The following is a 12407-nucleotide window of genomic DNA, read 5'->3' on the forward strand; positions in this document are numbered from 1 at the left end:
CGGCCAAAATGCAGCAGGCCGGATCTGGGATCCGGCCTGCGCTCATTCGCCCATTACGCCGTTACCGGCAAAGCTCGGCATTGATCACCCCAAGCACGGCGGCGGGATCCGAGGACTGGGTGATAGGACGGCCGATCACCAGATAATCCGCCCCCGCCTCCACCGCTGCCAGCGGCGTCATGACGCGGCGCTGATCACCGGCAGCCGATCCGCTCGGACGAATGCCCGGCGTCACCAGCTTGAATTCGGCTCCCAGCAGCCCCTTCAGCACACTCGCCTCTTCCGCGGAGCAGACCACACCATCCAGCCCGGCCGCCTTGGCAAGGGTGGCCAGGCGGATCACCTGTTCTGCCGGCGTCACATCCAGACCCAGGGGCGCCATGTCGGACTGCTCCATGCTGGTCAGCACGGTTACCCCGATGAGCAGGGGCGCCTTGTCCCCGTATGGCAGCAACGCCTCTCTGGCGGCACGCATCATGCGTTCGCCACCGCTGGCATGGACATTCACCATCCAGACGCCCAGCTCCGCACTGGCCGCCACCGCCTTGGCGACGGTGTTGGGAATGTCGTGAAATTTCAGATCCAGGAAGACGTCGAACCCCTTGGCCACCAGTTGACGAACGAACTGGGGACCAAACAGGGTAAACATCTCCTTGCCTACTTTGAGGCGGCACTGGGCCGGTGAGATCTGCTCAATGAAGGCAAAGGCGTCGGCTTCGTGCTGATAATCCAGCGCGACCAGTACTTTGGGGTCTTGCATGTCACTTCCTATGGATTGTTATGCCACAGCCAGGCGCAGCAGAGCCGGGGCCCGGTTGCACGCTGGCATCTGAAATTCTTGGGTATCCGTGCTCGCCCGGGCGTGTTGGCCTCGCTGGCGTTTACTCCCCATCCAGCCCTCGGATCGGCTTGATGGTGCCCCACTGCCGGCAGGAAGGGCATTGCCAGAACAGCGAATGGGTGGCAAAGCCGCACTGACGGCACTTGTGGGTCGACTTGATCTTGATCTGCTCGCCGACCAGCTGTTGCAGCAGCTCCAGGCTCTCCTTGGCAGGCCCCTCCTCGGCACTGGCCAACTGGAAACCGACCAGCTGATAAAACCCCTTCATGGAGGGGTGGCGACGCAGTTGGCGCAGCACCAGCGCACGGGCCTGACTCAACCCATCGCGGGCCTCCACCAGATTGGCCAGCGCCAGGGTCACGCTGACCCCCGCATGATCCTCTACCGCTTTTTCAAGCAGCGGGATCAGCTCCTGGCTGCGACCAAGCTGGCGATAGCAATCAAGCAGTTTTGGCATGGCTTCGGAGGCAAAGTCGATGTCCTGCTCGAACACCCGCAGGAGCTCCTTGGCCGCATCCTCGAACCTGCCCTCCTCCATCGCCAGATCGGCCAGCCGCAAGCTGGCGCGGGCACAGGCCGGGTGGGCACCGAGCGCACGCTTGAGCTTGGCGATCCCCGCAGGCTTGTCGCCATCGCGCAAGGCACTCTCCGCCTGTTCGCAATAGAAGTGGGAAATGGGCTCGGCCAGCTTCTTGCCCTGGAATTTCTGCAGACGCACCGCCACGGCGATGGCATTGTCCCAGTCACGCAACTGCTGATGAATGATCAGGAGCTGTGCCAGAGCCGTCTCTTCGAAATCGCTGTCATCACACAGCTCTTTCCAGAGTGCTTCGGCCCGATCGAGCAAGCCGGCAGCCAGAAAGTCACGGGCCAGCTCCTGCAAGGCAAGCTGACGCTGCTCACGGGTCAGCTGACGGGCGACCAGGTTCTGGTGGATCTTGATGGCGCGATCGACCTCGCCCCGTTGACGGAACAGGTTGCCGAGGGAGAGGTGGGTTTCGATGGTTTCGCTGTCGACTTCCAGCAGCTGGATAAAGAGATCCACCGCCTTGTCCGACTCGTCAGAGAGCAAATAGTTGAGGCCCGCCACGTACTGACGGGAAAACTGGTTACTCTGTTGCTGGGTGTCCTGGCGAACACTCCTGCGGCCCATGTACCAGCCATAACCGGCGGCGATGGGCAACAGCAGGAAAAGCAGTTCAAGCATTGAGGGACATTATTCCTTGGCTGTCGACCGGGCAAGCTCCAACTCGCGAGATTGACGACGCATGGTTCGGTTCAGGGTGCGATTTTGCAGTTTGAGACGCAGGAACAGCAGGCCAAACACCAGCCAGCCCAGCAGAAAGCCGCCGGCGAAGAAGAACCCCAACAACATGGAGAGCGAGAACTCCCCCTGGGCGATCAAGTAGTTGAACTGCACCAGCTGACCATTTTGAGAACCGATGGCAAGGGTCAGGACAAACACCAGCACCAGTGGAATGAGGGCCAAGATACGCTTCATGGGAGCTCCCTGTCTGTAGCGAATGAGTGACTGATTATCCTTAAAATCACAGGCAGACTCTAGCGCGAATGGGAAAAGAGTGTGAGAAACCCGACAACGGGCAGACTCCAGAACATAAAAATAAAAAAGGCATACTCAGGTATGCCGTTTTCTGCATTATTCGATGATGTTGACGCGTTCGCGCAACTCTTTGCCAGGTTTGAAGTGCGGGACATATTTCCCGGTCAGTTCAACCTTGTCCCCGGTCTTGGGGTTGCGACCCACGCGGGGCGCACGATAGTGCAGCGAGAAACTGCCAAATCCTCGGATTTCAATCCGGTCGCCGTTTTGCAAGGTCGATGCCATCTGCTCAAGGATCTCCTTGATTGCGGCTTCGACATCCTTGGCCGGCATATGCATGCGGCTGGCTGCCAGTTGTTCGATGAGATCTGATTTGGTCATAAGGTTAAATCTCCTTCCCCGATCACATGCAATAATCATTTTGCCAAGATAAAAAAGGGCGGCGCAATGCCGCCCTTTTCTTGCATCAAGGATTACTCACCCTTGGCGGCTTTGAACGCTTCCATCATGGCATTGCTGAACACAACTTCTTCTTGTTGGTTCAGGCTGTCGATGGCGACACGCTCGTCAGCCTCGTCCTTGGCACGGACAGACAGGCTCACGGTGCGGTTCTTGCGATCAACGCCCATGAATTTGGCTTCAACTTCGTCACCAACAGACAGCACCAGAGTGGCGTCTTCTACGCGGTCACGAGCAGCGTCGGAGGCACGCAGGTAGCCTTCTACGCCGTCAGCCAGTTCGATCACGGCACCCTTGGCATCAACCTCGGTAACCTTGCCCTTCACAATAGCACCTTTCTTGTTGTCAGACAGGTACTTATTGAACGGGTCTTCTTCGATCTGCTTGACGCCCAGGGAGATGCGCTCACGCTCCGGGTCCACTTGCAGAACAACGGCTTCGATCTCGTCGCCCTTCTTGAATTCACGCACGGCTTCTTCGCCCTGGTTGTTCCAGGAGATGTCAGACAGGTGAACCAGGCCGTCGATGCCGCCATCCAGACCGATGAAGATACCGAAGTCAGTGATGGACTTGATCTTGCCGGAAACACGGTCGCCCTTGGCGTGAGTTTCGGCAAACAGCTGCCACGGGTTGGATTTGCACTGCTTCAGACCCAGGGAGATACGACGACGCTCTTCGTCGATGTCCAGAACCATCACGTCAACCACGTCACCAACGTTAACAACCTTGGACGGGTGGATGTTCTTGTTGGTCCAATCCATCTCGGATACGTGTACCAGGCCTTCAACGCCTTCTTCGATTTCAACGAAGCAGCCGTAGTCGGTCAGGTTGGTCACGCGGCCAGACAGACGGGTGGTCTCCGGGTAACGCTTGGCGATAGCAACCCAGGGATCTTCGCCCAGCTGCTTCAGGCCCAGGGATACACGGGTACGCTCGCGGTCGAACTTCAGAACCTTGACAGCGATCTCGTCGCCAACGTTGACGATTTCGGAAGGATGCTTAACGCGCTTCCACGCCATGTCGGTGATGTGCAGCAGGCCGTCAACACCGCCCAGATCTACGAATGCACCGTAGTCGGTCAGGTTCTTGACGATACCCTTAACTTCTTGACCTTCTTGCAGGTTGGCCAGCAGGCTTTCACGCTCGGAGGTGTTCTCGGTCTCGATCACGGCACGACGGGAAACAACAACGTTGTTGCGCTTCTGGTCCAGCTTGATGACTTTGAACTCGAGTTCTTTGTTTTCCAGGTGAGCGGTGTCACGGATCGGACGCACGTCAACCAGAGAACCCGGCAGGAAGGCACGGATGCCGTTCAGTTCAACGGTGAAACCACCCTTGACCTTGCCGTTGATGATACCGATAACGGTAGCTTGCTCTTCGTAAGCTTTTTCAAGCTGCAGCCAGGCTTCGTGGCGCTTGGCTTTTTCGCGGGACAGCTTGGTTTCGCCGAAACCATCTTCGATAGAGTCCAGAGCCACGTCAACGGAGTCACCTACGTTGATTTCCAGCTCGCCCATGGCGTTCTTGAATTCTTCAGCCGGGATAGCAGACTCGGATTTCAGACCGGCATCAACCAGTACGAAACCGTTCTCGATAGCAACGACAGTGCCCTTGACGATGGAACCTTGACGGGTTTCAACGGCGTTCAGGGACTCTTCAAAGAGTTGAGCAAAAGATTCGATCATTGTTTATGTCACAAATGAAACATCCACTTGCAATCCGGCACAAGCGGGGTTGTTTTAAATTATCTGCGCCATCCTTGGTGCAGACGACTGACATCAGTTTGCGCTGACATCACCAAGTTGTTGCTCTGCATAGGCAAGCACCGTTGCCAGCACTTCATCTATGGTCATGGACGTTGAGTCTACAACAAGAGCATCTTCCGCGGGTTTCAGGGGAGCGACGGCGCGATTTCTGTCGCGATCGTCACGTTCCCGAATCTCGGTTAAAAGACGCTCAAAGTTAACATCAAAGCCCTTATCTTGCAACTGCTTATAGCGGCGCTGGGCCCGCTCCTCGGCGCTGGCGTCGAGGAAAATCTTCACATCCGCCTCGGGGAAAACCACTGTACCCATGTCGCGACCGTCGGCGATGAGACCGGGGGCTTGGCGAAATGCTCGCTGGCGACGCAGCAGGGCTTCACGTACCCGGGGAAACGCCGCGATTTTGCTGGCCGCGTTGCCCACTTCTTCAGTACGAATGGTGCGGGAAACATCCTCCCCTTCGAGGATCACCTTGACCAGCTCCCCTTCTACCTGGAATTGCACATCCAGATTGGCGGCCAGGGGAACCAATGCTGCTTCGGAATCGAGCTCCACATCGTGATGCAGGGCTGCCAGGGAGAGCACCCGGTAGATGGCACCGGAATCGAGCAGGTGCCAGCCCAGTTTTTCAGCCAGCAACTGGCACAAAGTGCCTTTTCCTGCTCCACTTGGGCCATCAATAGTCATCACGGGGGCCATCTGAGCCATAACGTTTCTCCTGCGCACTCGGCATCTTGACTGGTTGCACACATCCCTGTCGGGATGGGTTAATGGGCGCCGATTATACCCGAATGCGCCGTCGCTGGCAGTTGTCAGGGCACACAATTGCGCAAAAGTCGTCGTGATTGCACCTATTCTGACCAATCGGGTTAACCCACTTCTCACGCAAGGTTTTGTTCTTATGGTTGTTCCGAACAATGCGCGCTAAACTGGCCGCCCTTTTTTAAGCAGCTGTAGTCAGGAGCAACCATATGAGCAGCGTTACCCTCGTGGCCAAATCCAAGTTGCCGACCCCCTGGGGCACTTTCACGCTGGTTGGTTTTCAGGAAACCGGCACCGGCAAGGATCATGCCGCGCTGGTGATGGGCGATATCGCAGACGGCGAACCCGTGCTGGGACGCATTCATTCCGAGTGTCTGACCGGGGATGCCCTGTTCAGTCTGCGTTGTGACTGCGGCTTCCAATTGCAGGCCGCGCTGGAAAACATCGCCAAGGCGGGCCGCGGCGTCCTGCTGTATGTCCGTCAGGAAGGGCGAGGCATCGGCTTGCTCAACAAGATCCGGGCCTATCATCTGCAGGATCAGGGGGCCGATACCGTGGAGGCCAACGTGGCGCTTGGCTTTGCCGCCGACATGCGCGACTACACCATCTGTGCCGACATGCTCAAGGCGCTCGAGGTCAAATCCCTGCGCCTGATGACCAACAACCCGCGCAAGTTGAAGGCGATGGAATCTTTTGGCATCCCGGTGGCGGAGCGCGTGCCCCTTCAGGAAGGTCGCAATCCCCACAACGAGTTTTATCTCTCCACCAAGGCAAACAAGCTGGATCACCTGTTCAAGAAATAAGGTTGCATCCACCTTGTCAGCATACGCCTCCAGATTGGAGGCGTTTTTATTGGTGATACCACTCAATCATTGAGTATCTGTAGCGCAATGGTGAGACGCATCCCCTTGTGCCAGCAAAAAATCCCGCAATGCCCGGTTCGCCATGGAGAGCGGATCCCCCCGTCGCCAGGCTACGCAGAGATCCAGGAAGATGGGGGGTGAAAAAGGGATGCCGGTGAGGGCCGGCTCCTCTTCCAGCGCCATGCGCAGGAAGGTCGTCACGGCGAATCCCTGACGCACCACCGCCTTGAGCAGCGGGATGAGATTGCTTTCGAACGCGATGTCAGGCTCAACCCCCAGCCCCTGCGCCAACACCTCCATGTGTTCCCTGTGGTAGAAGCCTCGCCGGAACATGGCGAGCTCCTGGCCGAAGAACTGTGGCAGCGAGACCGACGCAGCGCCGCGCAGGGGGTGCTCCTCCCCCACCACCATCAGCATCTCTTCCCGCAGCAGTTGCGCCCCCTCGAGGGCCGGTGGCAGATCGCTGGTGATGAGGATGGCGAGATCCAGACTGCCATCCACCATGCGGCTGAGCAGCTCCCGGGTTCCCGCCTCCTCCACCCGGATCTTCAAACCGGGGTAGCGATGCTTGAACGCCATCAGGATTGGCGGGAAGTAATAGGAGCCCATCATGTAGGGGATGCCGATGCGCACCTCCCCCCGCTCCAGCCCCTTGAGCTCGGCCATCTCAGCCTCGGCCTGATGCATCTGGCGCAGCAGCCGTTCGGCGTGGCGGCAGAGGACCTCTCCCTCCGGGGTGAGGCGCACGCTGCGGTCCTGCCGGTCAAACAGCCGCAGATCGAGCTGCTGCTCCAGCTTGGCGATGGCCATGCTGACGGCAGGCTGGGCCACGTTCAGCCCCTGGGCCGCCCTGGTGAAGGAGCCGGCATCGCGCACCGCCAGCAGGTATCCGAGCTGTTTCAGATCCATATCAATTTCATTTATCAGGGTAATAACTTAAATATATTATATTTATACGTTTCGTCGCACTACCCTGCACAAAAGTCGTCGGGACAACTCCATATGATCGAAGTAGGCAGTCGCGAATGGATACGCGTCACCCTGGCCCTCAGCCTGGGCTCCTTCTTGGTATTCCTCAATCTCTACCAGACCCATCCCCTGCTGCCGCTCCTGGCAGAGGTTTTCTCCGTAAGCGCCCTGTCCGCCAGCTGGACGCTGGCAGGCTGCACCGCAGGGCTTGCAGGCTCCCTGCTCGTCTGTGCCCGTCTGGCTGATCGGTTCGGACGGCGGCGGGTCATGCTGTGGACCCTGGCGGCCGCCATCCTGCTCTCCCTGTGCATCCCCTGGGTCACCCACTTTGATGTGCTGGTGAGCCTGCGCATCCTGCAAGGCGTCCTGCTGGCAGGGCTGCCCGCCACCGCCATTGCCTACATGGGGGAAGAGTTCAGCAAACGTGCCCTCATCGTAGCCGTCGGCGTCTATATCGCGGCCAACTCCCTGGGGGGCATCGCGGGCCGGGTGGTCGGCGGTCTGCTGGCTGGCTGGTTTGGTGACTGGCAGCACACCTTCCTCGGTATCGGGATCATCAGCCTCGCCCTGCTGCCACTGGTCATCTGGCTGCTGCCCGCCCAGCGCTGCTTCGTGGCCGTGGAGGCAGCGCCTGGGCAACTGCGCCGCGCCATCCAGAGTCACCTTGGCAACCCCCTGCTGGTGGGGGCCTATCTCATCGGCGGCCTCAACTTCATGGTCTTCCTGAATCAGTACAGCTATCTCACCTTCCTGCTGGCCAAGGCCCCCTTCTCCCTGCCGACCCAGTGGCTCGGCATGCTGTTTCTGACCTACCTCACCGGCACCGTCGCCTCTTCACTGAGCGGCCGCGGGGCCCATCGCTGGGGAGCACATCGTCTGCTGCTGGCGGGAATAACCTTGATGGCACTCGGCAGTCTGGCCCTGCTGCAGGGGAGCCTTGTCGCCATCATCGGGGGATTGCTTGTCTCGAGCTTCGGCTTCTTCCTGGCCCACGCCTGCGCCAGCGCCTGGGTCGGCCAGCACGTGGAGCACAACCGGGCGCTCGCCTCGTCGCTCTATCTGGTGGGATACTACCTGGGAGCCAGTCTGGGCGGGCTTTATCTGCATCCCTTCTGGGAGCAGGGGGGGCTCTGGGGTCTGGTACTCGGCATCGAGCTGGTGTTGATGATCACCGCGGGGTTGAGCCTCTGGCTCGGTCACTTGAAAGGACGTGTGGCGCCCGCTTGTGCGTTGACGCCACAGGGTCAGGCTCCCGTCAACGGGCCCTCCCCTCACAGACCGTCATAATAGTCCGCCGGTACCGGCACTACGGCGCCGGTACAGAGCTCTTCATCTATCACCTCGTCAAGCGAGCGCAGATGAAACTTGATCTGCCCAGAAGGCAGCATCAATCCTATATCCGGGTTGCGTCCGTCATCGATGTTGCCGGTCTTGAAGGGGACATCGGGATGCGTCGCCACCAAGGCCGTGAGCGAGGGCACCACCAGCTCGATATGTTCGAGCCCGGCCTGATGGCGTCGGCCCGCCTTGGGGGCGGCCAGTTCGATGCAGGGGACGGTCACCTGCTCCCAGCAGACAGGCTGGTGCAAGCGATAGGTGGCGATGGGACGACCGCCTATCATCCCCTCCACCAGCAAGACTCCGTGGGCGGCCAGCACCGCTTTCAACTCCAGATATTCCGGCAGGGTGGCGGCGCGGTAGCAGAGGTGATCCACCACGGGGGAGCCATTGACTCCCATGACGGCCTGCATTTCCGTGAGCAGTTGACAAATAAATGGGGCCATGGGCCCCAGTGTGGAATCCAGGGGATGTGACATGATCACCATTTCTTCTTGGGTTGGAACAGGACGTCCAGTTCGTCCGTCTCTTTGTCCTTGATGTTTTGCAGCTCCTTCTCGCTGTGCTGCTGCAGGTGTTCTTCCAGCTGGCGCATCCCCTGACGCATGTCCTCTTCCCGCGCCAGCAGGTAGGGATCCTTGTCGGTGACATTGGCCAGCGCCCCCAGCCCCTTGGTGTAGAGCTGGCGGCAGGTGCCGTACTGCCCCTGGATCTGGGCATCCATGGCACGCTTGAGCAGGTTGGCGATGTTGATCTTGAGCTGCATCAGCTCGAGGCGGCGATCCTCCTGGGCAAAGCCCTGGGGATCTATCTTGCCCTTGTTGTGCTCGACCCGCAGCACGGCCCGCATCTTCTTGGCCAGTTGCAGCATCTGGATGGCCTGGCGGTCGGACTCCGGCGTCTTGAAATGCCCCTCGTCCTGGCTGCTGTAGTTCTCCTGCACGTTCTTGATCTGGAGCTGGACGTCGGCGATGCGCTGCTTGACCTGCGCATTGGGCATCACCAGCGCGATGGCGCGGTAGGCATCCAGGATGCGATGTTGCAACAGCAGCACCATGTTTTTGGAAAAGGGCACCAGGTTGACGTTCAGCAACACCTCTTCGGTCTCGTCTGCCACCGCCTTGTGACGGGCAATGGCCTGGCGCTTGTCCGATTCGGCCTTCTGCTTGTATTGCTGCACCACGTTATAGGCGATGACCAGAAACAGGAGTGCGCCGATTGACAGCAATATCAGGGTTAAAATCATAGGGTGTTCACACTCCAGTCCCAATCCAATTGCGAGATCCTACAACAGCTTAGCCTCATAGGGTAGCGCCCAGATCCCGTATTGCCTCACAAGAACGCTCGCAGGCGGTGACCGCATCCGGTGCGTCATGCTCCATATCGCCCGCCGCCCCCATTACTTGAGGCAAAAACCCTTCGACTGCAGGAATCCCAGCATGAAGGGCCTTGCCTCCTTGCCCAGGATCCCCCTGATCTGCCCGCTCCAGGTCTGATCCTTGTTGTTGCTGCTGCGGGCCTGGTAGTAGTCGTGGATCTGCCCGTCGTACCGGGCCAGCAGGCGCGGTCCAGGGTGGCAGGATAGCGGTTCTCGTGCACCACCAGCGCCCGGGGCAGCCGCGGTTTTTGCTCCGGCCGCTGGGCGGGATGACCCAGGCAAAGGCCAAACAGCGGGATCACCTGATGGGGCAGACCCAGCACCTCGCTCACCTTGGCCGGATTGTTGCGAATGCCGCCGATATAGACCCCCCCCAGCCCAAGTGACTGGGCCGCCAGCAAGGCATTTTGCGCCATCAGGGCACCGTCGATGGCCCCGATCATGAGCTGCTCCACAAAGCCGGTGCGGGCCTCCGGCACTATCTGGCTGTGACGATGGTAGTCGGCGCAAAACACCAGAAACTCCGCCGCTTCGACCACATAGGCCTGATGGCCGGCCAGCTCCGCCAGGGTGGCCCGCAACCCCTTGTCGGTGACCCGGATGATGCTGTTGGCCTGGAGGAAGCTGGAGCTCGCGGCGCTCTGGGCGGCGCTCAGGATCTGATCCAGCTGCTCTGCGCTGACGGGCTCTGGGGTGAACTGGCGAATGGAGCGATGGGAAAGAATGAGATCGATGGTCGGGTTCATGGTACCTCCGGGATGAAGGCCACACTCTACCCAAAAAAAGCGGGGGGCCCAAGGCCCCCCGTCACCCTCAAGGGGCAGGATAGACATAGGGGGCCTGCAACCCAAGCGGGAACCCCAGCGCCCAGTAGATCAGCAGGAAGCCCGTCCAGCTCACCAGGAAGGCCAGGGAGTAAGGCAGCATCATGGAGACCAGGGTGCCGATGCCTGTGCTCTTCACATACTGCTGGCAATAGACCACCACCAGGGGGAAGAAGACCATCAGCGGGGTGATGATGTTGGAGGCGGAATCCCCCACCCGATACGCGGCCTGAGTCAGCTCGGGCGAGATCCCCACCGCCATCAGCATGGGCACCAGGATGGGGCTGATGAGGGCCCACTTGGCGGAGGCCGAGCCCACCACCAGGTTGACGGTGGCCGTCAGCAGTATGATGCCGACGATGGTCACCTCTCCCGGGAACGCCAGGGCGTGAAGCACCTCGGCACCGGAGAGCGCCAGCAGGGTACCGAGGTTGGAATCCCCGAACGCCTTGATGAAGAGGGCGCAGAAGAAGGCCATCACCATGTAGGAGCCCATCTTGTTCATGGTGGCCGACATGGCGTCGATCACATCCTTGCCGCTCTTGAAGCTGCCGGCGACAAAGCCATAGACGATCCCGGGCAGGATGAACAGCAGGAAAATGAGGGGCACGATGGACTTCATCACCGGCGCGGCGAAGGTGGTGAGGGAACCGTCCGGTGCCCGCATCGGCGAGTCGCCGGGGGCCAGCGCCAGCCCCAGCAGCACCACGGCCGCCAGCATGGCGAACCCGGCCCAGTTGAAGGCCCGGCTTTCCTGGGCGCTGTAACGACCCATCTCGTCGGCGCTCTCCAGATCCTCGTTGAGAGGCACCTGCTTGAGGCGCGGCTCGACAATCTTCTCGGTGACAAACCAGCCCACGCAGATGATCAGCAAGGAAGAAGCGCCGGTGAAGATGATATTGCACAGGGTGTTGACCATGTAGTCAGGGTCGAACAACTGGGCTGCAGACTGGGTGAAACCCTGAAGCAGCGCATCCCCGCCGGAGGGCAGGAAGTTGGCGGCAAACCCGCCGGAAACCCCGGCAAAGGCTGCGGCAATCCCCGCCAGCGGGTGGCGACCCGCCGCATGGAAGATGATGCCGCCAATGGGGATCACCAGCACATAGCCCGCATCGGCGGCGGTATGGCTGACGATGGCCACCAGGATCAGCATGGGGGTCAGAAAGCGCGCCGGCGTCACCTTGAGCAGCTTCTTGAGCCCGGTGTTGATGAAACCGGACTGTTCAGCCACCCCGACCCCCAGCATGGCCACCAGCACGATGCCAAGGGGAGCAAACCCGGTGAACGTGGTGACCATGCTGGCGAGAAAGTCCGCCAGCCCTGCCCCGGTCAACAGGTTGTTGATGACCACGGCCTCTCCGGTGCGGGGATTGACCAGATCGAAGGAGAACTGGGAGCCTATCCAGGAGCCGACCCAGACGATCAGCAAGGCATAGAGGAAGAGCATGGCGGGATCCGGCAGCTTGTTGCCCGCCTTCTCCACCCCGTTCAGAAAGCGGTTCAACCAGCCGTTGGGAGGGGCCGGACGCTCGTTCACTGCAGCTTGACTCATTATGGTGATACTCCATTACCAAGGAATGAGCGCGCATACTAGCGATAACGTCTAATGGATCCCATGATATGAGACAAAAATTCGATTAATTATGTTT

General features: G+C 59.8%; 12 protein-coding genes and 1 pseudogene. 2 read left to right on the plus strand and 11 right to left on the minus strand.

The window, feature by feature from the left end:
• Positions 1-61 precede the first annotated feature (61 nt).
• The 6 genes from pyrF to cmk all read right to left on the minus strand — a co-directional run bounded on the left by pyrF (position 62) and on the right by cmk (position 5332).
• Complete coding sequence (gene pyrF / locus I6L32_RS18885) at positions 62-760, minus strand: orotidine-5'-phosphate decarboxylase (RefSeq protein WP_216944344.1); 699 nt, start codon at positions 758-760, stop codon at positions 62-64.
• Between the two features lie 121 nt (positions 761-881).
• Positions 882-2048: a lipopolysaccharide assembly protein LapB gene (gene lapB / locus I6L32_RS18890; RefSeq protein ID WP_103260269.1), complete on the minus strand. Its 1167-nt coding sequence runs from the start codon at positions 2046-2048 to the stop codon at positions 882-884.
• A 9-nt stretch (positions 2049-2057) separates the two neighbouring features.
• Positions 2058-2342 carry a LapA family protein gene (locus I6L32_RS18895; protein WP_042016623.1) on the minus strand — a complete coding sequence of 95 codons (285 nt, stop codon included), beginning with the start codon at positions 2340-2342 and terminating at the stop codon, positions 2058-2060.
• A 156-nt stretch (positions 2343-2498) separates the two neighbouring features.
• Positions 2499-2783, minus strand: a complete 285-nt coding sequence (gene ihfB / locus I6L32_RS18900; RefSeq protein ID WP_005299934.1) for an integration host factor subunit beta — start codon at positions 2781-2783, stop codon at positions 2499-2501.
• 92 nt (positions 2784-2875) lie between these two features.
• Complete coding sequence (rpsA, locus tag I6L32_RS18905; protein ID WP_010675001.1) at positions 2876-4546, minus strand: 30S ribosomal protein S1; 1671 nt, start codon at positions 4544-4546, stop codon at positions 2876-2878.
• 93 nt (positions 4547-4639) lie between these two features.
• Positions 4640-5332 (minus strand): (d)CMP kinase, encoded by a 693-nt coding sequence (gene cmk, locus I6L32_RS18910; RefSeq protein ID WP_041215039.1) that lies wholly within the window; start codon positions 5330-5332, stop codon positions 4640-4642.
• 263 nt (positions 5333-5595) lie between these two features.
• On the opposite strand from cmk, the gene ribA reads away from it, so the two are divergent.
• Positions 5596-6189 carry a GTP cyclohydrolase II gene (gene ribA / locus I6L32_RS18915; protein WP_010675003.1) on the plus strand — a complete coding sequence of 198 codons (594 nt, stop codon included), beginning with the start codon at positions 5596-5598 and terminating at the stop codon, positions 6187-6189.
• Between the two features lie 66 nt (positions 6190-6255).
• On the opposite strand, the gene I6L32_RS18920 is transcribed toward ribA, so the two are convergent.
• Entirely contained in the window at positions 6256-7158 is a 903-nt protein-coding gene (locus I6L32_RS18920) for a LysR family transcriptional regulator (RefSeq protein WP_069785132.1), read from the minus strand.
• A 93-nt stretch (positions 7159-7251) separates the two neighbouring features.
• On the opposite strand from I6L32_RS18920, the gene I6L32_RS18925 reads away from it, so the two are divergent.
• Entirely contained in the window at positions 7252-8505 is a 1254-nt protein-coding gene (locus I6L32_RS18925; protein WP_069785133.1) for an MFS transporter, read from the plus strand.
• Here I6L32_RS18925 and I6L32_RS18930 read toward each other — a convergent pair.
• The 4 genes and pseudogenes from I6L32_RS18930 to I6L32_RS18945 all read right to left on the minus strand — a co-directional run bounded on the left by I6L32_RS18930 (position 8490) and on the right by I6L32_RS18945 (position 12310).
• Entirely contained in the window at positions 8490-9044 is a 555-nt protein-coding gene (locus I6L32_RS18930) for a VOC family protein (RefSeq protein WP_069785134.1), read from the minus strand. The two genes, I6L32_RS18925 and I6L32_RS18930, sit on opposite strands and share 16 nt — an antisense overlap.
• Positions 9038-9802: a hypothetical protein gene (locus tag I6L32_RS18935; RefSeq protein ID WP_010675007.1), complete on the minus strand. Its 765-nt coding sequence runs from the start codon at positions 9800-9802 to the stop codon at positions 9038-9040. Before I6L32_RS18935 ends, I6L32_RS18930 begins: the two co-directional genes overlap by 7 nt.
• A 153-nt stretch (positions 9803-9955) precedes the next feature.
• A pseudogene (nfsA, locus tag I6L32_RS18940) lies at positions 9956-10680 on the minus strand (oxygen-insensitive NADPH nitroreductase).
• 67 nt (positions 10681-10747) lie between these two features.
• Positions 10748-12310, minus strand: coding sequence for an AbgT family transporter (locus tag I6L32_RS18945; protein ID WP_052816460.1), 1563 nt, complete (start codon positions 12308-12310; stop codon positions 10748-10750).
• Positions 12311-12407: the final 97 nt, after the last annotated feature.

Origin of the sequence: Aeromonas sp. FDAARGOS 1402, assembly GCF_019046925.1 — a bacterium.
Lineage (GTDB): Bacteria > Pseudomonadota > Gammaproteobacteria > Enterobacterales > Aeromonadaceae > Aeromonas > Aeromonas caviae.

Bases quoted from the DNA above. Each gene is read 5' to 3' on its own strand.
- pyrF (WP_216944344.1), bottom strand. From the start codon at position 760: ATGCAAGACCCCAAAGTACTGGTCGCGCTGGATTATCAGCACGAAGCC.
- lapB (WP_103260269.1), bottom strand. From the start codon at position 2,048: ATGCTTGAACTGCTTTTCCTGCTGTTGCCCATCGCCGCCGGTTATGGC.
- I6L32_RS18895 (WP_042016623.1), bottom strand. From the start codon at position 2,342: ATGAAGCGTATCTTGGCCCTCATTCCACTGGTGCTGGTGTTTGTCCTG.
- ihfB (WP_005299934.1), bottom strand. From the start codon at position 2,783: ATGACCAAATCAGATCTCATCGAACAACTGGCAGCCAGCCGCATGCAT.
- rpsA (WP_010675001.1), bottom strand. From the start codon at position 4,546: ATGATCGAATCTTTTGCTCAACTCTTTGAAGAGTCCCTGAACGCCGTT.
- cmk (WP_041215039.1), bottom strand. From the start codon at position 5,332: ATGGCTCAGATGGCCCCCGTGATGACTATTGATGGCCCAAGTGGAGCA.
- ribA (WP_010675003.1), top strand. From the start codon at position 5,596: ATGAGCAGCGTTACCCTCGTGGCCAAATCCAAGTTGCCGACCCCCTGG.
- I6L32_RS18920 (WP_069785132.1), bottom strand. From the start codon at position 7,158: ATGGATCTGAAACAGCTCGGATACCTGCTGGCGGTGCGCGATGCCGGC.
- I6L32_RS18925 (WP_069785133.1), top strand. From the start codon at position 7,252: ATGATCGAAGTAGGCAGTCGCGAATGGATACGCGTCACCCTGGCCCTC.
- I6L32_RS18930 (WP_069785134.1), bottom strand. From the start codon at position 9,044: ATGGTGATCATGTCACATCCCCTGGATTCCACACTGGGGCCCATGGCC.
- I6L32_RS18935 (WP_010675007.1), bottom strand. From the start codon at position 9,802: ATGATTTTAACCCTGATATTGCTGTCAATCGGCGCACTCCTGTTTCTG.
- I6L32_RS18945 (WP_052816460.1), bottom strand. From the start codon at position 12,310: ATGAGTCAAGCTGCAGTGAACGAGCGTCCGGCCCCTCCCAACGGCTGG.